Consider the following 22,228-nt stretch of genomic DNA (forward strand, 5'->3'; position numbering starts at 1 on the left):
TGTCGCCGGCGGGCGGACACCGTCCGCTTCCGGACGACCCCGAAAACCGGACTGCCGCTGGCGGTCAAGCTTCAAGCGCCAGCTTGTAGACGCGGCTGCCGCGCGGCTCGACGGAAAGACGCGCGATGTCGCACGTCGGAAAATGCGGGCGCAGCTGGTGCGCCAGCCGCTCTCCTTGACCCGGTTCGGCAAAGACGAGCACTGTCGGCCCCGCCCCGCTCAGCGCCGCGCCGATCGCTCCGTATTCCTCGGCAAGCGCCTCGGCCCGCGCCAGCTCCGGAACGAGCGGTTTCCGGTACGGCTGGTGGAACAAATCGGCCGCCATCATCCGGCCGGCGAGCTTCCAGTTTTTCGTGAGCAAGGCGGCGACAAGGACGTTGCTGACGGCGCTTGCCTCGACGGCGCGCGCCCGCGGCCATTGGGCCGGCAGCTGTCCGCGCGCTTTTTTCGTTTCCAGTTCATAACCGGGGATAATGGCGACGATCTCCACATCAAATTCCGGCACACGGACGACATCCACCCCCGCTTCGCGGCAGCAGCCGATGACCAGCCCCCCGTACAGCGAGGCGCCGACATTGTCGGGATGCCCTTCATAGCGGGCCGCCCATTCCATCTTTTGTTCGCGCGACAGGCCTAGCTCGAGCAGCGCATCGGCGAGCTCCACGCCGGCGACGACCGCCGCTGCGCTGCTGCCTAGCCCGCGCGTAAGCGGAATGTCGCTGTACACATCGACCGCGCAGCTCGGCAGCCGCCGGCCGTGCGCGTCCGCCACCTTGTCCGCCACCTCGTACACCAAATTGTCCGTCCCGCGCGGAATGCCGCTGACTTCCGGTGTTTTGGGCGCAAACGACCACGCTTCCGCCAAGCGAACATCAAGCGTCAAGTAACGGTTGACGGCGAGCCCGACCGAGTCAAAGCCGGGCCCTAAGTTCGCCGTGCTGCCCGGCACGATGATTTTCAACATCTCGTCTTCTTTCATGTGCGGACAACCCCTTGCAAACGCTCCAAGACAGCTCGTTCATCATTCGGCAGTACGACCGGCTCAATCGCCGCCGTCTCCAAGGCGATGGCCGGGTCTTTCAAGCCGTTGCCGGTCAAAACCGCCACGACGAGGCTGCCGCGTTCGATTTCGTTCCGTTCGCGCTGTTTGATGACCCCGGCGATGGCCGCGCATGATGCCGGCTCGGCAAAAATGCCTTCCGTCCGGGCGAGCCGCTTGTAGGCGGCCAAAATTTCGGCATCGCTCACCTCATCGATTTTTCCGCGCGATTCGTTGGCGGCCTCGACCGCTTTTTCCCAGCTCGCCGGATTGCCGATGCGGATCGCCGTTGCCACCGTTTCCGGCTGTTCAATCACCCGGTTGCGGACGATCGCTGCCGCTCCTTCCGCTTCAAAGCCGCGCATTTGCGGCAGCCCGGTCCCTTTGGCCGCATGGTACTCCTTAAACCCTTTCCAATAGGCGGTGATGTTGCCGGCGTTGCCGACCGGAATGGCGAGCACGTCCGGGGCGCGGCCAAGCTGGTCGCACACTTCGAACGCCGCCGTTTTCTGCCCTTCGATCCGGTGCGGATTGACCGAGTTGACAAGCGTAATCGGCGCCGTTTCGCTCAGGCGGCGCACCATTTTCAGCGCCTCGTCAAAGTTGCCGTCAATCGCGAAAATCTCCGCGCCGTACATCGCCGCTTGCGCCAGTTTGCCAAGCGCGATTTTCCCGTTCGGCACAACGACGAGGCAACGCATGCCGGCGCGCGCCGCATAGGCGGCCGCCGATGCCGACGTGTTGCCGGTTGACGCGCAAATGATCGTATGGCTTCCTTCCTCTTTCGCTTTCGCCACCGCCATCACCATGCCGCGGTCTTTAAACGAACCGGTCGGGTTCGCCCCTTCAACCTTGACATACAAGGTGATCCCAAGCTCTTCCGACAGACGCGGCAGCGGAATGAGCGGCGTGTTCCCTTCGCAAAGTGACAGCCTCGGCGTCGCCGCCGTGAGCGGCAAAAACTCGCCATAGGCGTCAAGCAGGCCGTTCCATGCCATTACCGTTTCTCCCCTTCCACCCGATACGAACTTTGGACGCGCTCGACGATTTCCAAATCGCCCAGCTGCTGCAAAATGTCTTCGTAGTCTTGCTGCGAGGCGTCATGCGTCACGATCACGATTTCCGCCAGACCGTTTTCTTTCAGCGGCAGCTGCAAAATTTTCTCAAAGCTCACCCCGCGCTGCGAAAACAGCGTCGTAATTTTCGCAAATGCACCGACTTGGTCTTTCACATGAATGCGCAAAAAGTATTTTGAGAAAATTTCCGCTGGCGCTTTCAATTGCTTTTCATATTGCGGAGCGACCGCGGAATGGCCGTTGACGCCAAGGCGCATGTTTTTCATCACCGCGACCAGATCGGAGACAACGGCTGTCGCCGTCGGCAGGCTGCCCGCCCCCGGCCCGTAAAACATCGTCTCCCCGACCGCTTCGCCATACACATAGACGGCGTTGTATTCGTTATGCACCGACGCAAGCGGGTGCGAATCCGGCAAAAACGTCGGCTGGACGCTCACTTCGACCTTCTGCCCGTCGCGCTGGGCGATGCCGATCAATTTCATCGTGTAGCCAAGCCGCTTCCCGTAGTCCAAGTCTTCCTCGGTCACTTCGGTGATTCCTTTCACTTGCACATCGTCCAAGTCGATGTCCATCGAAAAGCCGAGGCGGGCCAAAATCGCCATTTTCCGCGCCGCATCGAGCCCTTCCACGTCTGACGTCGGATCGGCCTCGGCGAACCCGAGCGCCTGCGCTTCCGCCAGCACGTCTTCATACGAAGCGCCGTTTTGCGACATTTTCGTCAAAATGTAGTTCGTCGTTCCGTTCACGATGCCCATGAGCTTGGTGATCCGGTCGGACGCCAAGCCGTCGACCAGGCTGCGCAAAATCGGAATGCCGCCGGCGACGCTCGCTTCATAAAACAAATCGCAACGGTGCTCCGCCGCCACCCGAAGCAGCTCTGAACCGTAGACAGCCATTAAATCTTTGTTCGCGGTCACCACGTGCTTCCCTTGGCGGAGCGCCCGCAACAGCCACTCTTTCGTCTCCTCGATGCCGCCCATCACCTCGATGATGACATTGATGTCCGGATCGTCGATCACGTCTACGGCGCTTGTCGTCAACAATGCGGGGTCGACGGCGACATCGCGCGGCTTATGTACGTCACGGACGAGGATTTTTTTCACCTTCACCGGACAGCCGACTTGGTGCATCAATTTTTCCTGGTGGTTCTCGATAATTTTCACCACGCCGCTCCCGACCGTTCCTAGTCCTAACAATCCGACCAAAATTGGTTTTTCCATGATTCCCGCCCCTTCTGTTTACGTACAGTAGACATTTGTATTTTTATAGTAGACATTATAAAAGACGATCAGCCATTTGGCAATGAAAAGTTTTACGACAGCTCGTTCACCGGGGTCAACGGCGACCGGCCTTCCAAGACAGCGATGATGTTGTCGCGCGCCAACGTCATCATCGCTCGCCGCGTTTCGTATGTGGCGCTGCCGATATGCGGCAACGCCACAACGTTCGGAAGCGACAGAAGCGGATGATCGGCGGCGACCGGCTCTTTCTCAAACACATCGAGCCCGGCAGCGGCGATCTCCCCTGCGACAAGCGCCTCATAAAGCGCCTGTTCATCAACGACCGCGCCGCGCGCCGCATTAATGAAAATCGCCGATGTTTTCATTTGCCGAAACGCCTCGCGGTTGAACAAATGGCGCGTCTCGCGGGTCAGCGGCGTCAAGCAGACGACAAAATCGCTCTCAGCAAGCAAATCGGCGAACGGGCGGTAGACGGCGCCCAGCTTCTCTTCCGCCTCCGGACGGCGCGAGCGGTTGTAATACAACACATCCATGTCAAACCCTTTCGCCCGCTTCGCCACCGCCTGCCCGATGTTGCCCATGCCGACGATGCCGATCGTTTTATGATGGACATCGGCGCCCGCCAGCAAAAACGGGCTCCAGCTTTTCCATTTTCCTTCTTTCAAAAATTCGGCTGCTTCGACAAGGCGGCGGGCAGTGGCGAGCAGCAAAGCAAACGTCAAATCAGCCGTCGTATCGGTCAGCACATCCGGCGTGTTGCACACAAGAACGCCGCGCTTCGTTGCCGCCGGCACGTCAATGTTGTCATAGCCGACGCCCATGTTGGCGACGACTTTAAGCCCTGAACCGGCCGCCAGCACGTCCTCGTCGATCGGGTCGGACACCATCGGCAAAAGGGCCGCCGCCTTTTTCGCCTCTTCCACCAACACCTCGTGCGGCACAGCCACGTCCTCATGCGGCCACATGCCGACCTCGGCGACGGCGGCGAGCGGGGCGATCACCTCCTCCGGCAGCTTTCGCGTCACAAAGACGTACGGTTTCGTCATGAAACAGCCCTCCATCTCATTTTTTCTAAATCTTATCACAACTCCAGCTAAAAAAAAAACGGGAAGTTGTCCGTGCCGGTGGTTCGGAAAAATCGGCACTCGTCCGTTGCGGACAAAAACGAAGACCCCCTGTCACGGAAAGAAAACAGGCCCCCATTCGCTTTGGCTGAACACCCGAACCCGTTCCCCTTCCCCCTCGAATGGAAACGAGCGTACACCCGCTTCGGCTGAAAAAAACAGGGTGTTTCCTTTCTATAAAAAGGAAAATCACCCAGGCCTGCTTCAGCTGAAAAACGGGAAGTTTCTTCCCCCTCATGGCGCCGGCGGCAGCCATTCAACGGCCGGCAGCCGGATATGGTTGGCGATGCCGGCGATCTCAGCAAATGACGCCAAAAACTGCTCATACTCGCGCGATGCGTCAAGCAACTGCCGCAGCGCCCGTTCCTGCCTCGCCTGCTCTTCGCGGTCCGCCGTCGTATAATACGCCTCGATGCATTCAAAATACGGAAGCGGAAACAGCAGGCGCGCATAAACCAGCCGCCAGGCAAACGACGACAGCGGCGCCAAATGCCCGTAATCTTGGAAGAACTGCCGCACTGCCCGTTGACAGCCTAGCCCGCGCTTGTGGTACAAATGGCGCACCCATTCCGCCAAATCGCGGGCGCAATGGTCGTACACCCAATCGAGCGGCAGCTTCGCCTCCGTTCCTTCGACCCAGCCGGCTTGCGGCAGGCGCTCATGGCAAAACGCCGCATAATCGACGCGCAGCGGTTCGTCGTCGAGCTCTGTGTCAGCCACATATTGCACGGCGTTTTCCGCCAATCCTAAATAGTACGGGAACGATTCAAGAAACAGGCGGTCAAACGGCGATGCCGGCCCCGCTGCCATCATGTTCGCCCAAAACGCCTCCATTTGGTCGATTCGCTTCGCCCACAGTTCGCGCCATTGGCCGATGCGCCGGCAGGATGTGATCGGCAGCGGGCAAGAGCGCCCGTATTCATGCATGAGCGCCAGTTCGCGGCCGAGCGAACGAAGGCGGGCGGCCGGAAGCGGCGCGCGGAGGAGGACGAACGGCTGGCCTTGGCAGGGGGCAATATACGTCCCATGTTTCGTTTTGACCAGCTCCCCGACGCCGTCCACCCCTTTCGCCCGCAAATAGCGGCTCATTTGCTGACGCTCTTCCAGCTCCGCCTCGCTCCGCCCATCCGCCGGCACGATGAGAAACCGCTCTTGTTTATGCCAAACGACCGTAGACGCTCCCCGCTGTTCCATCCGTCCGACGCGCATGTCATATTGCTCATATACCCATGTTTCCATGGCCGCTCCTCCTTTGTCTTTTTGGCTTGCATTCTTCCTCCCTCCATGTCGTCGCCGCCCCGATGCCGCCCGGACGGGAACGGACTTTTGCGCGCTGATTCCCGGGCCCATAGCCGCGGCAAGGGCGGCTATTGTTTATATATGACAGCAGGCGTCAAAAAAACCGATGAGCATTTTTCTTTATACGAAGGATACATTCATGGCATGATAACGTATATATAACAAACAACTTTTTCAAAAGAATGGGTGACAAACCATGACCAAACCGGATATGAACAACCTTGAACAAACCGCCCGCCGATGGCTCGAGGAGCGGGGGGTGACGGTGGAAAAAATTGCGGAGCTTGTTTATTATTTGCAATCGAAATACCATCCGGATTTAACGATGGACGAATGCATCGAAAACGTCAACCGCGTCATCTCGAAACGCGAAGTGCAAAACGCGATTTTGACCGGCATCCAGCTCGACAAGCTCGCCGAGGACGGTCGGCTTGACGAGCCGCTGCAATCCATCATCCGCCGCGATGAAGGGTTGTACGGGGTGGACGAAATTTTGGCCCTTTCGATCGTCAACGTGTACGGATCGATCGGGTTTACGAACTACGGTTATATCGACAAACAAAAACCGGGCATTTTGCAATATTTAAATGACAAATCAACCGGCAAATGCAACACGTTTTTGGACGACATCGTCGGCGCCATCGCCGCGGCGGCATCCAGCCGCCTCGCGCATCGAGCCGCCAACGCCGAGTGAGCGGCGGCGCGAAGCATCCATGCAAAAGACGAAATAGCAGCACCCCACAAGCCAAACACGATTTGTTGGTTCGCATCGATGGCTTTGTTGCTGCACCCGGTCATGAGAAAGGGTGCCCCGAGCCTTTCGGGACACCCCTCTTGCTTTACAGGCGCTCCATCCATTCGCGGAGCGAATCAGCCGTATAGGTCGGCTGCCGTTCGTAGCGGGCGAGCATCTCTTTCGTCGTGACGCCCGTATGGACGAGCAGCGTATCGATGCCCGCGTTCATGCCGGCTAAAATATCCGTCTCGTAATAGTCGCCGATCATCAACACATCTTCCTTTGGAACGCCAAGCACCTTAAGCGCCTGCTCCATAATGATGTTTTCCGGCTTGCCGATAAACGTTGGCTTCACTTGCGTCGAAACGGCGACAACGGACGTGATGGCGCCGTTGCCCGGCAGCAGCCCGCGCTCGGTCGGCAAGGCGATGTCGCCGTTTGTCGAAATGAACATCGCCCCGTTGCGGACAGCAAGGCACGCGATGGCAAGCTTCTCATACGTCAGCTGGCGGTCGATGCCGATGACCACCACGTCTGCGTCCTCCCCAGCAAAGCGGAACCCTTTTTCCGCCAACGCGGTGCGGATTCCTTCCTCGCCGATGACATAAACGGACGCGTCCGGCTTTCGCTCAAAAATGTAGTTCGCCGTCGCCTGGCTTGTTGTGAAGACGTGCCTCTCTTCCGCCGGCACGCCGAATGAGCGCAATTTTTCCGCCACTTGCGCCGGCGTGCGCGACGAGTTGTTCGTGACAAACAAATACGGGAGGCTGCGGCGGTGCAGCTCGTTCACAAACTCGCGCGCCTCGGCGATGCATTCTGCGCCGCGGTACATTGTCCCGTCCAAGTCAATCAAATAGCCTTTGTATCGTTTCAACGGTTGTCGGTCTCCTTTCCGTCCATCGATTCGCTGCCAAACGCCGACACCGGGCCGAGCTCGCTTTCCAAGTAATGGCGCACCGCCTTCGGGTACGCCTCAAGCGCCGGCAGCTGTTCGTTCAAATCCGCGAGCAGTTTCGCGTGATCGACGTTCGTATAGTTTTGGACGAGCGCTTTCCGGTGGGCAATGAACGCTTTCAGCCGCTCGCCGTCCTCAGCCGAAATCACCTGCTCGTCAGCCAAAATGTCAATAATGTCGTTATAGCTCCCCGGGTCGCGCATAATAAAGCCGTCAATCATCGCGTTGCCGACATCGAGCACCGCCTCGATGAGGATATGAGCGATCCGCTCGAGCGCCAGCCGCTCAAGCGCGCCGTCCCAGTGGCGCTGCGCTTTGTAGTGCGCCATCAGTTGCTCCATGCAGCGAAGCCGCTCTTCCAATTTATTTCGGTCGACAAAATACATGGCTCGTCCTCCTTTTTTCTTCCCCGCCTTCCTCCCTTTTTCGTCGTTCGTCTGCTATGATGGACATAGGCGAAAAATAAAGGGAGGAATGGAGATGAGTGAACGGTTTTACTTATACGATGATACGGTCGAGGCAGCGGTCCGGTTCGTCAGCTTTGTCGGCGAGCGGCAGCGGTTCGATTTGGCGTTGATTGAAACTGACCGCTTTTATGGGAAATATTTGGTGCTGGATTTGCAAAGCAACCGGTTTGCCATTCTTGGCCGCGACGATTTGGAGGAGCCGGGCTATATCGAACGCGCCTATGCACTCAGCGAACAAGACGCCGACGAGCTGCGCGCCTTTTTGGACGAATGCCTTTCATAACCTTCCTCGGTTTTGGGCATCTTATGAAACACCCCGGCAGCAAGGAAGGTGAGACGAATGGCGGAACGGGAACAATATGCCGACTTTTCCGTCGTCGAAAAACAGCGCAACTTTTTAACCGCCGAAGAATTCCCGGAAGGTCCGTACGGCTCGCCGCGCCGCGATGACGCCCTGGTCGAGAACAAAAGCACGCCGTGGAAGGAAGGGCAGCGCCATTACAGCGCCTTCAACTATGAGTTTAAATCGTTCCACCAAAACATTCCAAGGCGCGATCCGGCCTCCCATCCGCCGCACGACGACCCGCGCCAAAGCGAGCAGTTTCCATACAACGAAGGCGAATGACGTGCGGCCGCCCGGCAGCGGGCGGCTGCCGCCTTTACCGCTTCACCTTGCGCAACACAAAATAGGCGCACCCAAAATTGCAATATTCATACAAATACTCGGACAGCGTGCTGATTTTCGTATCATACGTCGCCTTTTGGTTATGGTCATCGAAAAACCCGCGCAGGCGAAGCTGATTGTATCCCCAATCGCCGACAATGTAGTCGTACTTCCCTAAAATATCCGCGTATCGGGCGCGAAATGCCTCTTCGTTAAACGCGTTTTTGACGTTTTCAACCAGTTCATAACAATGGTTGTTAATGCAAATCACCGCTCTCACCTCGCCTTTCCACTTTCATCATAAACGATGCACCGCACCCAATCAATTACTGTTATCAAACAGCGAACCGCGTGCCACCCTAAAAGCGAGGGGGGTGCTGACGATGAACCGATGTTGGATCGTCGCCGCGTTCGGAACGGCGATCGCCCTGGCCGGCTGCGCGCAGACGGCGCAGGACGAAAACACCGACGTCTACAAACGGAGCGGCAATACGATCAATGTGACCGACCGCAATGAGCTGTACAACGAAAACGGGGTGCCAAACGGCGATGACACGCCGATGAACAACTTCGGCTACGTTCGCCATCAAAAAAGCCCGATCCTCGGCGATGCAAACGGCTATAACGACATGCCGTCGTTCAACCGCGAGCAAGCCGCCGATTTAATCAGCAAACTGTGCACGCAGCTGCCGGGCGTCAACGACGTCGCCACGCTCGTCACCGATGAAGAGGTGCTTGTCGTCTATGGCGCCGACACAAAAAATCGGCAGCAAACCGCCGACCAAGTGAAAAAGACAGCACTGTCCGTCGTTCCCCGTTACTACCATGTGTATATCGCTGACAATCCGCAGCTGATGAAAGACATTGAGCGCTTCGGGCGCCTTGATTCGAACGCGCGCAATATCGACCAAATTCTCGATGCCACGATTCAGCGGATGTTGAAATATCCGCAAGGGAAAAAGCTGAGCGACGGGGAAAATGAAAACGGCGAAATGATCAACGAGACAAACGACCACCTCGACCGCGACTTCCGCGACGGCACGCCGCGGCCGACGCCGGCCGGACGGTAGCGAAAGAAAACGGTCTGCCTGTTTCTTAAAGAGGCACGACCGTTTCTTTTTTCCGACAACAAAAGCCGCTAGTCAAAGTGTTTGCCGCCTGGGCGCGATGCCCGCATCTCCCCTCGCAGGCTGTTTGGCGGCAGCGAGGGGGGCAGACGCCGGCTTTGACTCCGCAAGCCCGGGCGCTTGCCATCTTCACGCCTTCAGCTGCCGCGCTTTCGCCGCTTCGTTCACCTGCTCGTCGGCATGGTACGACGAACGGACGAGCGGACCGGCCTCGCAATGGCTGAACCCTTTGCTCAGCGCGATTTCTTTCAGCTCTTGGAATTCGTCCGGATGGTAATATTTGACGACTTTCAAATGTTTTTTCGTCGGCTGCAAATATTGGCCGATCGTCAAAATGTCGACATGGTTGGCGCGCAAATCGTCCATCGCTTCGATAATTTCCTCTTTCGTTTCCCCAAGGCCGACCATGATGCTCGATTTCGTCGGAATGTCCGGCTGCAGTTCTTTCGCGCGCCGCAAAAACTCAAGCGAGCGTTCATACGTCGCCCGGGCGCGCACTCTCGGCGTCAGACGGCGCACCGTTTCGATGTTATGGTTTAAAATATCGGGACGGGCGTCCATCAGCGTTTTTAAGTTTTCATACACGCCGCCCATATCCGATGGCAGCACTTCAATCGTCGTAAACGGATTTTTCCGGCGGATGGCACGCACCGTTTCCGCAAACACCGCCGCCCCGCCGTCTTTGAGGTCATCGCGGGCGACGGCCGTGACGACGACGTGTTTTAAATTCATGATGCGCACCGACTCGGCGACGCGTTCCGGCTCTTGCCAGTCAAGCTCGGTCGGGAGCCCGGTTTTGACGGCGCAAAAGCGGCAGGCGCGCGTGCAGACGCTGCCCAAAATCATAAACGTCGCCGTCCGCCTTACCGCCCAGCACTCATGAATGTTCGGGCACTTCGCCTCTTCGCACACAGTATGTAAACGGTTTTCCCGCATCAACTTCTTCAATCCGATATAATGTTCATTCGTGTTCAGTTTAATCTTCAGCCAGTCCGGCTTGCGGACATGTTCTTCGTTTGTTGCCATCGTTCTCACTCCACTTGTCGAGGATTGTTTCATTTTCATTATAAATGAAAAACGCGAAAAAACACAAAAAAATAAGCCGCTTTCCTCTTTTTAACATTTATGAATCGCCTGTTTCTCCCCAAACTAAACATATGAAATGGGCGAAAAGGGGGGATTCCACGTGCAGCGATGGTTTGTCGCCCTATGGGTGGCGACGGTGTTGTTCATAGCGGCCAGCGCGGCTTCCGCGGCGGAAAACGACGACGCAGTATACGAACAGCGCATGGAGCTGTATAAAAAAGCGGAGGCGGTTTCGCTCATTCCATGGTATTACTTTGCCGCCATCGACCAGTATGAACGGAACATCCGGCAAGCGCGCCGCGACTTGCCAAAACCAACCGGCGTCCTCGGCATTTATATGAAACCGGACGTATGGGCCGGACCGCTGAACAAAAATCCGCACGATACGAACCCATTTACGATTTCCCAGTTTGGCGGGCTCGGTGTGGACGGAGACGGGGACGGCAAGGCGCGGGCGGATGATGACGACGACGTCATCATGGCCATGGCGCGCTATTTGCAGACATACGGCATCGATCATCGCCATATTAAAATCGCGCTTTGGAACTATTACCAGCGCTCCAAAACGGTGGATTTGATTTTAGGAAAAGTGAAGATTTACAAAAAATACAAGACATTGAAACTGGATGACCATGTCTTTCCGCTCCCGTTGCGGGCGAATTACAGCTACCGCGACACGTGGGGCGATGCGCGCGGCTGGGGCGGGCGCCGCATTCATGAAGGAACCGACATTTTCGCCGGCTACGGCGTGCCGGTCCGCTCGACGTGCTATGGCATTGTCGAACTGAAAGGATGGAATAAATACGGCGGCTGGCGCGTCGGCATCCGCGACATCAACAACACGTACCATTATTTTGCCCATTTGAACGGCTTTGCCGCCGGGCTTCGCGAAGGGCAAATCGTCGAGCCGGGCACGATCATCGGCTCGGTCGGCAGCTCCGGCTACGGGCCGCCGGGCACCGCTGGAAAGTTCCCGCCCCACCTCCATTACGGCATGTACAAAGACAACGGCTATACGGAGTGGGCGTTTGACCCGTATCCGCACTTGAAAGCGTGGGAGCGGGCCGAGCGGCAGCAACAGCGGCGCCGCTAGCAGCGGCGGCTGGACAAAAAAAGAGGCCGATGTCGGCCTCTTTTCGTCTTTCTGCTTTCGTTAATGCCCGCCCAAATACGCCTGTTTCACTTGCTCGCTCGCCTGCAGCTCGCTCGCCGCCCCCGACAGGACGACGCGCCCGGATTCGATGACGTAGGCGCGGTGGGCGATGGAGAGCGCCATGTGAGCGTTTTGTTCGACAAGCAAAATCGTCGTCCCCGATTCGTTGATTTCCTGAATGATGCGGAAAATCGTTTTGACCAAAAGCGGCGCGAGCCCCATCGACGGTTCGTCAAGCAAGAGCAGCTTCGGGCGCGCCATGAGCGCACGGCCGATGGCGAGCATCTGCTGCTCGCCGCCTGAGAGCGTGCCGGCCAGCTGCTTGCGCCGCTCCTCGAGGCGCGGGAACAGCTGAAAGACTTTGGCAAAGTCTTGTTGAATGCCGTCTTTGTCTTTACGCAAAAACGCGCCAAGCTCCAAGTTTTCCTCGACCGTCATATTGGCGAACACGCGCCGCCCTTCCGGCACGTGGGAAATGCCGTGCTTGACGATCGTTTGCGCCGCCTTGCCGGCGATCGAAGCCCCTTCGTAGACGATGTCGCCGCTTTTCGGCTTCAACAAGCCGGAGATCGTTTTTAGCAGCGTCGTTTTGCCGGCGCCGTTTGCGCCGATCAGCGTGACGATCTCGCCTTTGTTCACCTCAAGCGATACCCCTTTTAAGGCATGAATGTTGCCGTAAAACACATCGATTGCCTCCACTTTCAACACGTCACGACACCTCCTCGCCAAGGTAAGCCTCGATCACTTTCGGGTTGCTGCGCACTTGTTCCGGCGTGCCGTGGGCGATCAGCTGGCCGTGGTCCAACACGTAAATGCGCTCACAAATGCCCATCACAAGCGACATATCGTGTTCGATCAACAAAATCGTCAACGCAAACCGTTCACGGATAAACGCGATCAAGTTCATCAATTCTTTCGTTTCTTGCGGGTTCATGCCGGCGGCCGGCTCGTCAAGCAAAAGCACTTTTGGCTGCGCCGCCAGCGCCCGGGCGATCTCAAGCCGGCGCTGCTGGCCGTACGGCAAGTTTTTCGCTTTCTCGTGCATGACGCCGTCAAGCTGGAAAATTTTTAAAAAATCGATCGCCTTTTCTTCCATTTCCTTTTCCCCGCGGAAATGGGACGGGAGGCGGAGAATGGAGCTCGCGATCGAATGGCGGGCGTGCGCATGGTAGGCGACTTTCACGTTGTCGAGCACCGACAGCTCGCCGAACAGGCGAATGTTTTGAAACGTCCGGCTGATCCCTTTGCGCGTAATTTTATACGGCGGCAGTCCGTTCAACGTCTCGCCGTCAAGCATAATCCGCCCGTCAGTCGGCACATACACGCCCGTCAACAAGTTAAACAGCGTCGTTTTCCCCGCGCCGTTCGGGCCGATGAGCCCGACAAGCTCCCCTTGATATAGCTCCATCGTCACACCGGAGAGCGCCTTGAGCCCGCCAAACTGGATGCCGACGTTTTCTGCTTTAAGCAACGGTGTTTTTGCCGCCATGATTCATTCCTCCCTGCGCTGCCTTCCGCCATTTGAAGAGCGAAGATAGTTCTTTCGTCCCCATCAACCCGGTTGGACGGTACAGCATCACCAAAATCAAGACGATGCTGTAAATGATCATCCGCGTTTCCGGATAGTTTTGCAAGAACGTCGAAACGATCGTCAGCAGCACCGCGGCCACCACCGCGCCGGATAGGCTGCCGAGCCCGCCGAGCACGACGAAAATCAAAATGTCGAACGATTTCAGGAAGCCAAAGTTCGATGGCTGAATGATGTAAAAATGGTGCGCATACAGCGCTCCGGCGATGCCGGCGAAAAACGAACCGATCACAAACGCCGCCACTTTGTAATACGTCGTGTTGATCCCCATGGCATCGGCGGCGATTTCATCTTCGCGGATCGAGATGCACGCCCGTCCGTGCGTCGAGTTCGTGAAGTTGGCGATCACCAAAATGGTGGCAAACAGGCAGGCGAACACCCACGGCCATGTCGTCATATGCGTCACCGTCATGCCGCTCGCCCCGCCGACGTAATCGATGTTCAAGAGCGCGATGCGGACAATTTCGCCAAAGCCGAGCGTGGCGATCGCCAAATAATCGCCTTTTAAACGCAAGCTCGGCACGCCGATGATGAGGCCGGCGAGCGCCGCCGCCACCCCGGCGGCCAGAACGCCGGCCGCAAACGGCAGCTGCAGCTTCATCGTCATAATCGCGGAGGCATAGGCGCCAACGGCGAAAAAACCGGCATGGCCAATGGAAAATTGTCCGGTGATCCCGATAATTAAATGAAGGCTGACGGCCAAAATGACATTAATCGCCATAAAAAAGAGGGTATTCACATAAAAGATGTTTAACGTTCCGCTTGCAATCAGCCACTCGACAACAACGAAAAAGGCGAAGGCCAGTATGACGGAAACCCAAAATCCACGCGTCCGCTTCCAAGTTGCCATTGTTCCCTACCATCCTTTACACTTTTTCTCGTACGTTCTTACCAAACAATCCGGCCGGCCGGAAAATGAGGATGAGAATTAAAATGACAAACGCCGCTCCGTCGCGCCAAAGCGAGTAGCCGAGCCCGCTGACGAGCGATTCGATGACGCCAAGCAAAAGCCCCCCGACCATCGCTCCCGGAATGATGCCGATTCCGCCCAACACGGCAGCGACAAACGCCTTCAATCCAGGAAGAATGCCCATCAATGGATCAATTTTCGTGTAATAGATGCCAAAAATGACGCCTGCCGCCCCCGCGAGCGCCGAACCGATGGCGAACGTGGCCGAAATCGTATTGTCGACGTTGATTCCCATTAACCGGGCCGCTTCCGCATCATGAGAAACCGCACGCATCGCCTTCCCGATTTTTGTCCGGTGAACAATGAACTGAAGAAGGACCATCAAAACGAGGGACGTGCCGAGGATGAACAGCGACTGGCTGCTGATGACAACGCCAAACAGCTCCAAGTTCCGATCTGACAGCAACGTGCTCGGATACGCTTCCGGCTGCGCCCCGCGCAAATAAATGGTGACGTACTCGATCAAAAGCGATACGCCGATCGCTGTAATGAGCACAGCAATGCGCGTCGCGTTGCGCAGCGGCTTGTACGCAATCCGCTCAATGACTACCCCGAGCACGGCGCAGGCGGCCATCGCCAACAACAGCGCTGGGAAAAAACCGACGCCGAGCATCGTCACAGCGTAAAAACCGACGAATGAACCAATCATAAAGACGTCGCCATGGGCGAAGTTAATGAGCCGGACGATGCCATACACCATCGTATAGCCAAGCGCGATGAGCGCATAAATGCTGCCTAGCGAAATGCCGTTCACTAGCTGTTGAATGAGTTCCATGATTGCACGCTCCTTAACGAAAACTCGTTCCATGTCCAAACGAAAGGCCGGACAGGGACGCCCCCACGGGAGCGCCCCCTCCCCGCCCTGTGAGCCTCATTACGGATTGACTTTTGTTTTAAATTGCTGCTGCCCGTCTTTGTATTCCAAAATAATGGCCGATTTGATAGGATTGTGGTTTTGATCGACCGTAAATGTTCCCGTGACAAGCTGCAAATCTTTCGTTTGCGCCAGCGCGTCTTTAATTTTCACCGGATCGGCGCTGCCAGCCCGTTTGATGGCATCCGCCAAGAAGTATGCCGTATCGTAGCCAAGGGCGTTAAAGGCGTCCGGCGCTTTATTGTATTTCGCTTGGAACGCTTTGACAAATTCTTGAATTTTCGGGTCCGGGTCGCCCGACGAATAATGGTTCGTAATGTACGTATTGTTCAACGCGTCTTTGCCGGCAAGCTCAATCAGTTTTGGCGAATCCCAGCCGTCGCCGCCCATGATCGGGACGTTCAACCCAAGCTCGCGCGCTTGTTTGACGATCAAACCGACTTCTTCATAGTAGCCCGGCAAGAATAAAAATTCCGGATTGGCCGATTTAATGCTCGTCAGCGTGGCGCGGAAGTCGGTGTCTTTCGCCACATACGCTTCTTCGGCGACAATTTGGCCGCCGCCGGCTGTAAATGTTTCTTTAAATGACGCCGCCAGCCCTTTCGAGTAATCGCTCGCGCTGTCGATCAAAACAGCCGCCTTTTTTACTTTCAAGTCGTTCAGCGCAAATTTGGCCGCCACCGTTCCTTGGAACGGGTCGATAAAGCACGTCCGGAAGACGAACTCGTTCACTTTGCCATCTTTGACGGTCACCGTTTCGCTCGTCCCAGACGGTGTAATAATCGGAACTTTATTGTCATTGGCAATTTGCACTTGAGCGAGCGTGTTCGTGCTCGTCGCCGACCCGATAATGGCAGCGACTTTATCTTGACTGATCAGCTTGATGGCGCCGTTTGTCGCTTCGGTCGCTTCCGATTTGTTGTCGACTTTGACCAACTCCAACTTTTTGCCGTTGATTCCTTCTTTGTTGATTTCCTCAAACGCCAGCTCTACTCCTTCGGCGATCGACTGTCCATACGAAGCGACGCCGCCGGAGAGCTCAAGGTTGGCGCCGATTTTAATGACATCGCCGCCTCCTCCGCCACCGTTTCCGCCTGAAGAACTGCCGCTTTGTTGGTTGCCGCCGCAGCCGGCCAAAAGACCTGCCGTCAGCATCAATGAGAAAAAGACACCTGCTGTTCTTTTTTTCTTCATTTCTTGTTCCCCCTATTATTCAAAATGTTCTGTCACCGATGTGCGCCTAGCGGCATTCTACGAATCAAGCGCCGTTCCCATGCGCACGATCATCATGTGTTGAAAGGCGGCCGCGTCCAAAACCGGCCCTTCTTGTTTCCTGTCCCTTTGCCTCGGCTCCCACATCCCCTCTAGACCTTATGTAAATAATAAAACTATTTTCAATTTAATATAATATTACAAAATTTACAGCGGATCGTCTAGCTCTTTTCTTTTTGAAAACAAAAAAGCTCGTTCGCTCCCCGTCGTGGAGAGCAGGCGAGCCTGGAAAAAGACGCCGGATCGACGCTTTCGTTGTATAACGTTTCCATGTTTCCGGCAAAACCATTTTCTGAACTAGCGCTTCGGAAGCGGAACCGACGGGCCGAGCGAGCCGCCGTTTTTGTTGTAAAACTGCGGCACTTCTCCTGGAATGAAGCGCATCACGACCGGAATATCTTCTTTGACCGTCGTCAGCTTGGACGCAAACGGAATGACGACTTGGATGTCGACTTCAACGTGAACGTCGATCTCAATAAAAAAGCTGTTAATGTCATAGGCGCGAATTTCCTTGATCACTTCCGAATCGACATTGCCGACGATTTGGAACTGCACCGGAACGCGCGGGCCGAGATTGGCGAGCAGCACGTTGTTCGTCACTTGGCCGAGCGGGATATAGTAAATGATCCCGCGGCTGTCTCCTTGGCCGGATTCGACCTCAGGCAGCACCATCCGTTCGATCCGTCCTTCTGTCGCCGCCTTTAAACTCGCCATCACATGGTCATCTATTTCTTCCAAAATGCGGTTGATCGCCTCGGCGTTAAAATCGACGGACACGATTCTCCCGCTGTTGTCTTGCTGGACAGTCACGAGCTCCTGGAATTTCGAATTTTCTTCTTCAAATTGTTTCTCAAGAGCGTTATTGATAATCAAATTGGCGATCCGCTTCGTTTCCGTTTCGGCAATTTCCATCAGCACCGGCTCAATGCCTTTATTCACGATCCAAAGCCCGGCCGCTGTGGAAAACATAAAAAAAACGAACGTCAATAAAAACACGTAGCGGAACGGAAGCGGCCCTCTCCGCACAAATCGGGGGCGCAGCAAAATGAAATCCCTCCTTTACAAGCTATATGTATGCTTGCAAGGAGGGATTTTTTCACCGCATTTTCAACAGCGCGTCTTTTCCTTTCATTCCCCGTTTGATGCCAAGCTCCTCGGCGGCGACTGTCACCGATTCGAGCGGCGCCTCAAGCAGCTGCTCGATCGTGCGCACCCCGACCGCCCTTCCGGCGACAATGCCGCGGTCGCGCAGCTTTTCGTTCAATAGCGCCACATCGAGCGCCCCGCACATGATGTACCCTTTTTCACTCGCCACCGCCAACAAATTCGTTTTCGGCAGCTGGACGGACACCGCGACAAACGGATGTCCCTCAATGATAATCGGCTTGACTTCCACCATCGCCGCAGTCACTCTCCTTTCCATACTCCAATGTATGAAGCATGGAAAAAGAAGTGCCTGCCTATTGGGCCAATTTCCAGGCGAGAAGATCGCGCAAAAACTCCGGCATATAGTACGTTTTCTCCGCCGCCCGCTGAATTTGCGGGTAAAAATGACCAATGGCAAACATGTCGGTCGTCGCCACGTCATAGGTGCGCTCCGGCTCGAGCGGCTCGCCGTTGATTCGAATGGCGCGGATATGCCAGGCGCCGTCTTCTTCCAGCTCCGTTTCGATCTCGACGCCGTCGTACACCATTTCCCCCATCACTTCGCCGCGGAAGCCAAACCCTTTAAAACGCAAATGCTTCATCCGTTCCGTATTGGCCTCAAGGATAATCTCTTTGAGCTCCGCGCCGCGCAGCTTCACCTTGCACGGGTTGAGCGGATGCGGGCAAATGCGATGCAAATCTTTTTTCGTCACCGGTCCTCTCGCAAGCGGTTCAAGCAGCACCCCGGCGTTCACCATCCCGATGTCCGCCTGGCACCATTCGCGCAGCGCAGACGCAAGCAAACGGGCAAGCGGCGACGGAGCGAACCAGTCAAGCGGCAAGTCATCATGGAGCACAGCGACTTGTTCCGCTTCAAGCCGCGCCAAACTTTTCTGTTCAAGGGAGCGAAGGCGGCACGCCACTTCTTCGGAAAACGGCATCACACCAGCATCCACCACCTTCGCAGACGCCCGCCCAAGACGTCGCCCTTCCACTTCCAGCTTAACGACGCCGACATATTGTCCGTATTTCCCAGCCGCGCAAAGAAGCGCACCGTTTACTTCCTTGCCTTCTGGAAACACATGGTGGGTATGAGCGCCCAACACAATATCCACGCCCGGAATCGTCGCAGCGATTTTTTCATCTTCATTCACCCCAAGATGGGATAAGACGACGACGCAATCAGCTTTTCGTTTCACTTCCTCCACCGCTGCGGCCAACAAATCAAACGGTGGGGCAATTTTCCAGCCAAGCAACTCGTAAAAATGGGAAAACGGGGCGGTGGCACCGACTACGCCGATGCGGAACGTCTCTGTCGCCGGGATGACGACATACGGAAGCGCCCAATGCGGCCGCTCGCCGTTGCGGCGGAACAAATTGGCGACCACAACCGGAAACCGAGCCCGCTCGTACAGCGTATCAAGCTCGTCGTAATCAAGCGTGATTCCTTCATTGTTGCCGATCGTCACCGCATCATAGCCGAGATCATTCAACAAATCCACATTCGCTTTTCCGCGCGTCGCCTCGGTAATCGGGTGCACGCGATCGAGAAAATCGCCGACGTCAAACAACAGCATCGCCTCGTTGCGGGCGCGATGTTCCCGTCTCCGTTCCGACAAAAAGCGGGCGATTTGCGGCCAATGTTCAAAATGGCTGTGCACGTCGTTCGTATGATAAATGTAGATAGTTTGCTTCAAAACGCGCGCCCCTCCTTCCATTACGCCAAACTTTCCCATACAAGCCGGGCCCCGAGCAGCACAAGCACTAGCCGCAGCACGACGACAAGCGTCCGGCTCGGCATCCGCTTATTGATCCACGCCCCTGTTTTCGCGCCGATCCACACCCCGGGAATGAGGGCAAGGGCAAACGGCCATTGCACGTTTCCCATCGCGACATGGGTGAGCGAACCGATGAGGGAGGACAGGAAAATCATCAACATCGACGTCGCCACCGCCACATGGGGCGGAAAGCGAAACAGCACGATCATCGCCGGCACCATGAGCGATCCGCCGCCAATGCCAAACAGCCCGCCGAAAAAGCCGACGACAAACGCGATGGCGACCGCCATGAGCGGTTGATAGCCGTATGTGAACACCTCGCCGTTTCGGTCCGTGTACGTTCGCACAACACGCCGTCTCCACCATGGCGCCGGCCGCGCCTGCTCCGCCGCCGTTCGTTCGGCCCCGTTTTCTTTTGCCGCCGCCGTCTCGTCAGCCGAACGCTTCGTTTTCTTTTGACTCAGCGACAAAAAAACCGACATGGCGATTAAAAACAGCCCAAAATACAATGAAAAATGAGCGGCGCTCAGCGTATTGTTCACCCAAGCGCCGATGACCGCCCCGGGAACGCTGCCGATGCAAAACAGCAAACCGCTTGGATAGTCGACCATTTTGTCTTTCATATACGACAATGTGGACGATAAGCCGTTGAAAATAATGACGACAAGCGACGTGCCGACCGCCACTTGCGGCGTCACCGCCGACAGCCAGCCGAGTGCGCCGAAAAACAAAAGCGCCGGCACGATGATCACCCCGCCGCCAAGGCCGGCCAAACTGCCGACCGTCCCCGCGATAAAGCCGATCAAGACAAGCAACGCATACGCCATCCTCCATCCCCCTCTTTCTCGCTTCAAAACAAACCAAGCTGCCGCGGCGCAAGACCCGTGTATTCAATGCCAAGCAAATCGATCAATTGTTTGGCGTTGTCAGCGGCGTCGCCGCCGGAGTTGTTGTTGAACAGCACGTAAATCTGTTTTGTTTTTTGCTTTAATGTCTCGATATGGCGCGCCCATTCGCGCAGCTCGCGCTCATTGTACCGGTATAAATAGCGGACCGCCCTCCAGTTCTCGCCGGCCGTCGCCCTGTTCCAGCCGTGCACGTTGCGCCCGTGCAGGCGGATGAGCGTCTTTTCCCGGTCGGTCGGATGCAACACCGTCGGCACGGACCCTTCCCCTGCCTGCGGCTCGTCGCAAATTGTGTGAATCCACCCTTCCTCTTCCATAAAGCGAAGCGTTTTGTCATAAAAGCGCGGCGAAAACCACGATTGGTGCCGAAGTTCGAGCGCCGCCGGCACCTCCCCCATCCGCGCTTTCACCCAGCGCAAGTACGCCACATGCTCGCGCCGACAGTCAAACCACGGCGGAAACTGAAACAGCACCATCGCCAATTTCCCCGCTTCCTGAAACGGCGCGATCGATTCCAGAAACGCGGCAAACATCGCTTCCTTGCTTTCATATGGAATCGGGCCGCGCTCATGCCCGGTCATTCCTTGGTATGCCTTCACGATAAACTGAAACGACGGCGGCGTCTCGCGAATCCACTTTTCCACGTTCGAACGCGGCTGAATGGCGTAAAAGTACGAATCGACCTCGACCGTCGGAAAATGGGCCGCGTATTCCAGCAACTTGTCTTTCGCCGCAAGACCTGGCGGGTACAAGCTGTCATGATCCCCCCAGCCGGTCAGTCCAATATAAATCATGGCCATCACCAGTTTATTCAGCTTTCAGATATTTTAACTATACCATAAGCAGGTCGGCCATGAAATCAAAACGACTATTGGCACGTTGCTCTAAGGGGAAATGGCCTGCGACGCGGCAAGCAACGTTATTCTTGCGTCAAGTAATTGAAATGTTTATCCGTGATATAGGTGAGATCAATATCAAAATTCATCTTATCTAAGATCGGTTGAATGTACTCGATTAAATGTGTGCCAACCCCAAAATAATCAGGGAACTTCGTAATATAAAACGAATGATTATTATCACAATCGGGCTTATGTTCAACTAACCCTTCGATGACCTCAAGGATTCGGTCCACCATATGTTGTTCTAATGTTTTCTCTGAAATGATGACCGTGTGGATATAATTCTCCGCGCCTTCAAATGAATCCTCATCCTCGATTCCCTTTAAAATGGGAAAATCATCGAAAACACTAGGTCTCCTGTAATCCAAAATCAATAACATACAAACCGTTTCACCATCTTGGTCATCTAAACGAAACAACTCCAGATCTCGCAACTTCAACATTCTGATCAATTTCCACATTCCTATCATCTCTTTCACGTTCCACTCTCTTTTTCATCGTTATATTTTCAAAATAATGAAACATCACCAATCCGATTATAGATCATAACAAAATATTCATAAATAACCATTCCTTCACAAATCTGAAATGGACGATCATCGTTATGGACGCTTTTAGCACGGATAGAGCATGCCAGCATAACAATGACCGCTGACAACCAACTCCATGTGACTCAAAACATTGAGGATGAGACACTGAAGTGGGATCAGCGGCACTTGAAAAAAATGATGGGGCTGACCCAAAACGCGAATGCGTTTTGGGATCAGCCCCCACTTTTTTGCCTCAAATATAGAAGAATCGCCCTTTTTTCTGGTAGAATAGAGTCACC

Annotated in this window: 25 protein-coding genes; 5 read left to right on the forward strand and 20 right to left on the reverse strand. The window is 55.7% G+C overall.

What is annotated here, in order from left to right; genetic code table 11:
• Positions 1–64 precede the first annotated feature (64 nt).
• The 5 genes from thrB to yutH all read right to left on the reverse strand — a co-directional run bounded on the left by thrB (position 65) and on the right by yutH (position 5,719).
• Positions 65–979: a homoserine kinase gene (gene thrB, locus CV945_RS09480; RefSeq protein ID WP_100659633.1), complete on the reverse strand. Its 915-nt coding sequence runs from the start codon at positions 977–979 to the stop codon at positions 65–67.
• Positions 976–2,037: a threonine synthase gene (gene thrC / locus CV945_RS09485; RefSeq protein ID WP_033010398.1), complete on the reverse strand. Its 1,062-nt coding sequence runs from the start codon at positions 2,035–2,037 to the stop codon at positions 976–978. The genes thrB and thrC overlap by 4 nt, the downstream gene beginning before the upstream one ends.
• Entirely contained in the window at positions 2,037–3,335 is a 1,299-nt protein-coding gene (locus CV945_RS09490; protein WP_100659634.1) for a homoserine dehydrogenase, read from the reverse strand. Before CV945_RS09490 ends, thrC begins: the two co-directional genes overlap by 1 nt.
• A gap of 92 nt (positions 3,336–3,427) precedes the next feature.
• On the reverse strand, positions 3,428–4,402 hold the full coding sequence (locus CV945_RS09495; protein WP_033010396.1) for a 2-hydroxyacid dehydrogenase: 975 nt from the start codon (positions 4,400–4,402) through the stop codon (positions 3,428–3,430).
• A 312-nt stretch (positions 4,403–4,714) separates the two neighbouring features.
• Positions 4,715–5,719 carry a spore coat putative kinase YutH gene (gene yutH / locus CV945_RS09500; protein WP_033010395.1) on the reverse strand — a complete coding sequence of 335 codons (1,005 nt, stop codon included), beginning with the start codon at positions 5,717–5,719 and terminating at the stop codon, positions 4,715–4,717.
• A gap of 256 nt (positions 5,720–5,975) precedes the next feature.
• On the opposite strand from yutH, the gene CV945_RS09505 reads away from it, so the two are divergent.
• Positions 5,976–6,473: a phosphatidylglycerophosphatase A family protein gene (locus CV945_RS09505; protein ID WP_033010394.1), complete on the forward strand. Its 498-nt coding sequence runs from the start codon at positions 5,976–5,978 to the stop codon at positions 6,471–6,473.
• A 145-nt stretch (positions 6,474–6,618) separates the two neighbouring features.
• Here the strand turns inward: CV945_RS09505 and CV945_RS09510 are convergent, their stop codons facing one another.
• Together CV945_RS09510 and CV945_RS09515 are read right to left on the reverse strand one after the other, a co-directional pair.
• Complete coding sequence (locus CV945_RS09510; protein WP_100659635.1) at positions 6,619–7,389, reverse strand: TIGR01457 family HAD-type hydrolase; 771 nt, start codon at positions 7,387–7,389, stop codon at positions 6,619–6,621.
• Positions 7,386–7,856: a DUF86 domain-containing protein gene (locus CV945_RS09515; protein ID WP_100659636.1), complete on the reverse strand. Its 471-nt coding sequence runs from the start codon at positions 7,854–7,856 to the stop codon at positions 7,386–7,388. The genes CV945_RS09510 and CV945_RS09515 overlap by 4 nt, the downstream gene beginning before the upstream one ends.
• Before the next feature lie 94 nt (positions 7,857–7,950).
• Between CV945_RS09515 and CV945_RS09520 the strand changes: the two genes are divergently transcribed.
• Positions 7,951–8,220 carry a DUF3055 domain-containing protein gene (locus tag CV945_RS09520; protein ID WP_033010391.1) on the forward strand — a complete coding sequence of 90 codons (270 nt, stop codon included), beginning with the start codon at positions 7,951–7,953 and terminating at the stop codon, positions 8,218–8,220.
• A gap of 57 nt (positions 8,221–8,277) precedes the next feature.
• On the forward strand, positions 8,278–8,562 hold the full coding sequence (locus tag CV945_RS09525) for a hypothetical protein (RefSeq protein ID WP_033010390.1): 285 nt from the start codon (positions 8,278–8,280) through the stop codon (positions 8,560–8,562).
• Between the two features lie 34 nt (positions 8,563–8,596).
• Here CV945_RS09525 and CV945_RS09530 read toward each other — a convergent pair whose 3' ends face one another.
• A complete protein-coding gene (locus CV945_RS09530; RefSeq protein ID WP_033010389.1) occupies positions 8,597–8,872 on the reverse strand; it encodes a YutD family protein in 276 nt (91 codons plus the stop codon).
• A 112-nt stretch (positions 8,873–8,984) separates the two neighbouring features.
• On the opposite strand from CV945_RS09530, the gene CV945_RS09535 reads away from it, so the two are divergent.
• Positions 8,985–9,671 carry a YhcN/YlaJ family sporulation lipoprotein gene (locus tag CV945_RS09535; protein ID WP_100659637.1) on the forward strand — a complete coding sequence of 229 codons (687 nt, stop codon included), beginning with the start codon at positions 8,985–8,987 and terminating at the stop codon, positions 9,669–9,671.
• A 186-nt stretch (positions 9,672–9,857) separates the two neighbouring features.
• Here the strand turns inward: CV945_RS09535 and lipA are convergent, their stop codons facing one another.
• Positions 9,858–10,754, reverse strand: a complete 897-nt coding sequence (gene lipA, locus CV945_RS09540) for a lipoyl synthase (protein ID WP_033010386.1) — start codon at positions 10,752–10,754, stop codon at positions 9,858–9,860.
• 136 nt (positions 10,755–10,890) lie between these two features.
• On the opposite strand from lipA, the gene CV945_RS09545 reads away from it, so the two are divergent.
• Entirely contained in the window at positions 10,891–11,907 is a 1,017-nt protein-coding gene (locus tag CV945_RS09545; protein ID WP_369806433.1) for a M23 family metallopeptidase, read from the forward strand.
• A gap of 60 nt (positions 11,908–11,967) precedes the next feature.
• Here the strand turns inward: CV945_RS09545 and CV945_RS09550 are convergent, their stop codons facing one another.
• The 11 genes from CV945_RS09550 to CV945_RS09600 form a co-directional block, all read right to left on the reverse strand.
• A complete protein-coding gene (locus tag CV945_RS09550; RefSeq protein WP_100659639.1) occupies positions 11,968–12,675 on the reverse strand; it encodes an ABC transporter ATP-binding protein in 708 nt (235 codons plus the stop codon).
• A 1-nt stretch (position 12,676) separates the two neighbouring features.
• On the reverse strand, positions 12,677–13,456 hold the full coding sequence (locus tag CV945_RS09555; protein WP_100659640.1) for an ABC transporter ATP-binding protein: 780 nt from the start codon (positions 13,454–13,456) through the stop codon (positions 12,677–12,679).
• Positions 13,431–14,405: a branched-chain amino acid ABC transporter permease gene (locus tag CV945_RS09560; RefSeq protein ID WP_100659641.1), complete on the reverse strand. Its 975-nt coding sequence runs from the start codon at positions 14,403–14,405 to the stop codon at positions 13,431–13,433. The genes CV945_RS09555 and CV945_RS09560 overlap by 26 nt, the downstream gene beginning before the upstream one ends.
• A gap of 16 nt (positions 14,406–14,421) precedes the next feature.
• Complete coding sequence (locus CV945_RS09565; RefSeq protein ID WP_100659642.1) at positions 14,422–15,300, reverse strand: branched-chain amino acid ABC transporter permease; 879 nt, start codon at positions 15,298–15,300, stop codon at positions 14,422–14,424.
• A gap of 99 nt (positions 15,301–15,399) precedes the next feature.
• Entirely contained in the window at positions 15,400–16,593 is a 1,194-nt protein-coding gene (locus tag CV945_RS09570) for an ABC transporter substrate-binding protein (protein ID WP_100659643.1), read from the reverse strand.
• Between the two features lie 375 nt (positions 16,594–16,968).
• Complete coding sequence (yunB, locus tag CV945_RS09575) at positions 16,969–17,715, reverse strand: sporulation protein YunB (RefSeq protein ID WP_100659644.1); 747 nt, start codon at positions 17,713–17,715, stop codon at positions 16,969–16,971.
• Positions 17,716–17,767: 52 nt separating this feature from the next.
• The gene (locus CV945_RS09580; protein WP_044742713.1) at positions 17,768–18,070 is read right to left on the reverse strand and encodes a YunC family protein; all 303 of its coding nucleotides are present in this window, start codon (positions 18,068–18,070) and stop codon (positions 17,768–17,770) included.
• Between the two features lie 61 nt (positions 18,071–18,131).
• Positions 18,132–19,514 (reverse strand): bifunctional metallophosphatase/5'-nucleotidase, encoded by a 1,383-nt coding sequence (locus tag CV945_RS09585; protein WP_063329826.1) that lies wholly within the window; start codon positions 19,512–19,514, stop codon positions 18,132–18,134.
• 20 nt (positions 19,515–19,534) lie between these two features.
• On the reverse strand, positions 19,535–20,422 hold the full coding sequence (locus CV945_RS09590; RefSeq protein WP_100659645.1) for a sulfite exporter TauE/SafE family protein: 888 nt from the start codon (positions 20,420–20,422) through the stop codon (positions 19,535–19,537).
• A 23-nt stretch (positions 20,423–20,445) separates the two neighbouring features.
• Complete coding sequence (locus CV945_RS09595; protein ID WP_100659648.1) at positions 20,446–21,294, reverse strand: DUF72 domain-containing protein; 849 nt, start codon at positions 21,292–21,294, stop codon at positions 20,446–20,448.
• A gap of 125 nt (positions 21,295–21,419) precedes the next feature.
• A complete protein-coding gene (locus tag CV945_RS09600; protein WP_008880222.1) occupies positions 21,420–21,869 on the reverse strand; it encodes a hypothetical protein in 450 nt (149 codons plus the stop codon).
• Between the last annotated feature and the right edge of the window lie 359 nt (positions 21,870–22,228).

The sequence above is a fragment of the Geobacillus sp. Manikaran-105 genome, assembly GCF_002809955.1.
Taxonomy (GTDB): domain Bacteria; phylum Bacillota; class Bacilli; order Bacillales; family Anoxybacillaceae; genus Geobacillus; species Geobacillus thermophilus.

What these genes read in the sequence shown, in the direction of transcription:
- CV945_RS09515 (WP_100659636.1), bottom strand. Translation starts at nt 7,856, where the DNA reads ATGTATTTTGTCGACCGAAATAAATTGGAAGAGCGGCTTCGCTGCATG.
- CV945_RS09505 (WP_033010394.1), top strand. Translation starts at nt 5,976, where the DNA reads ATGACCAAACCGGATATGAACAACCTTGAACAAACCGCCCGCCGATGG.
- CV945_RS09600 (WP_008880222.1), bottom strand. Translation starts at nt 21,869, where the DNA reads ATGATAGGAATGTGGAAATTGATCAGAATGTTGAAGTTGCGAGATCTG.
- CV945_RS09535 (WP_100659637.1), top strand. Translation starts at nt 8,985, where the DNA reads ATGAACCGATGTTGGATCGTCGCCGCGTTCGGAACGGCGATCGCCCTG.
- thrC (WP_033010398.1), bottom strand. Translation starts at nt 2,037, where the DNA reads ATGGCATGGAACGGCCTGCTTGACGCCTATGGCGAGTTTTTGCCGCTC.
- CV945_RS09495 (WP_033010396.1), bottom strand. Translation starts at nt 4,402, where the DNA reads ATGACGAAACCGTACGTCTTTGTGACGCGAAAGCTGCCGGAGGAGGTG.
- CV945_RS09545 (WP_369806433.1), top strand. Translation starts at nt 10,891, where the DNA reads ATGGGCGAAAAGGGGGGATTCCACGTGCAGCGATGGTTTGTCGCCCTA.
- thrB (WP_100659633.1), bottom strand. Translation starts at nt 979, where the DNA reads ATGAAAGAAGACGAGATGTTGAAAATCATCGTGCCGGGCAGCACGGCG.
- CV945_RS09555 (WP_100659640.1), bottom strand. Translation starts at nt 13,456, where the DNA reads ATGGCGGCAAAAACACCGTTGCTTAAAGCAGAAAACGTCGGCATCCAG.
- CV945_RS09520 (WP_033010391.1), top strand. Translation starts at nt 7,951, where the DNA reads ATGAGTGAACGGTTTTACTTATACGATGATACGGTCGAGGCAGCGGTC.
- yutH (WP_033010395.1), bottom strand. Translation starts at nt 5,719, where the DNA reads ATGGAAACATGGGTATATGAGCAATATGACATGCGCGTCGGACGGATG.
- CV945_RS09525 (WP_033010390.1), top strand. Translation starts at nt 8,278, where the DNA reads ATGGCGGAACGGGAACAATATGCCGACTTTTCCGTCGTCGAAAAACAG.
- CV945_RS09490 (WP_100659634.1), bottom strand. Translation starts at nt 3,335, where the DNA reads ATGGAAAAACCAATTTTGGTCGGATTGTTAGGACTAGGAACGGTCGGG.
- CV945_RS09565 (WP_100659642.1), bottom strand. Translation starts at nt 15,300, where the DNA reads ATGGAACTCATTCAACAGCTAGTGAACGGCATTTCGCTAGGCAGCATT.
- CV945_RS09590 (WP_100659645.1), bottom strand. Translation starts at nt 20,422, where the DNA reads ATGGCGTATGCGTTGCTTGTCTTGATCGGCTTTATCGCGGGGACGGTC.
- lipA (WP_033010386.1), bottom strand. Translation starts at nt 10,754, where the DNA reads ATGGCAACAAACGAAGAACATGTCCGCAAGCCGGACTGGCTGAAGATT.
- CV945_RS09560 (WP_100659641.1), bottom strand. Translation starts at nt 14,405, where the DNA reads ATGGCAACTTGGAAGCGGACGCGTGGATTTTGGGTTTCCGTCATACTG.
- CV945_RS09595 (WP_100659648.1), bottom strand. Translation starts at nt 21,294, where the DNA reads ATGATTTATATTGGACTGACCGGCTGGGGGGATCATGACAGCTTGTAC.
- CV945_RS09570 (WP_100659643.1), bottom strand. Translation starts at nt 16,593, where the DNA reads ATGAAGAAAAAAAGAACAGCAGGTGTCTTTTTCTCATTGATGCTGACG.
- CV945_RS09580 (WP_044742713.1), bottom strand. Translation starts at nt 18,070, where the DNA reads ATGGTGGAAGTCAAGCCGATTATCATTGAGGGACATCCGTTTGTCGCG.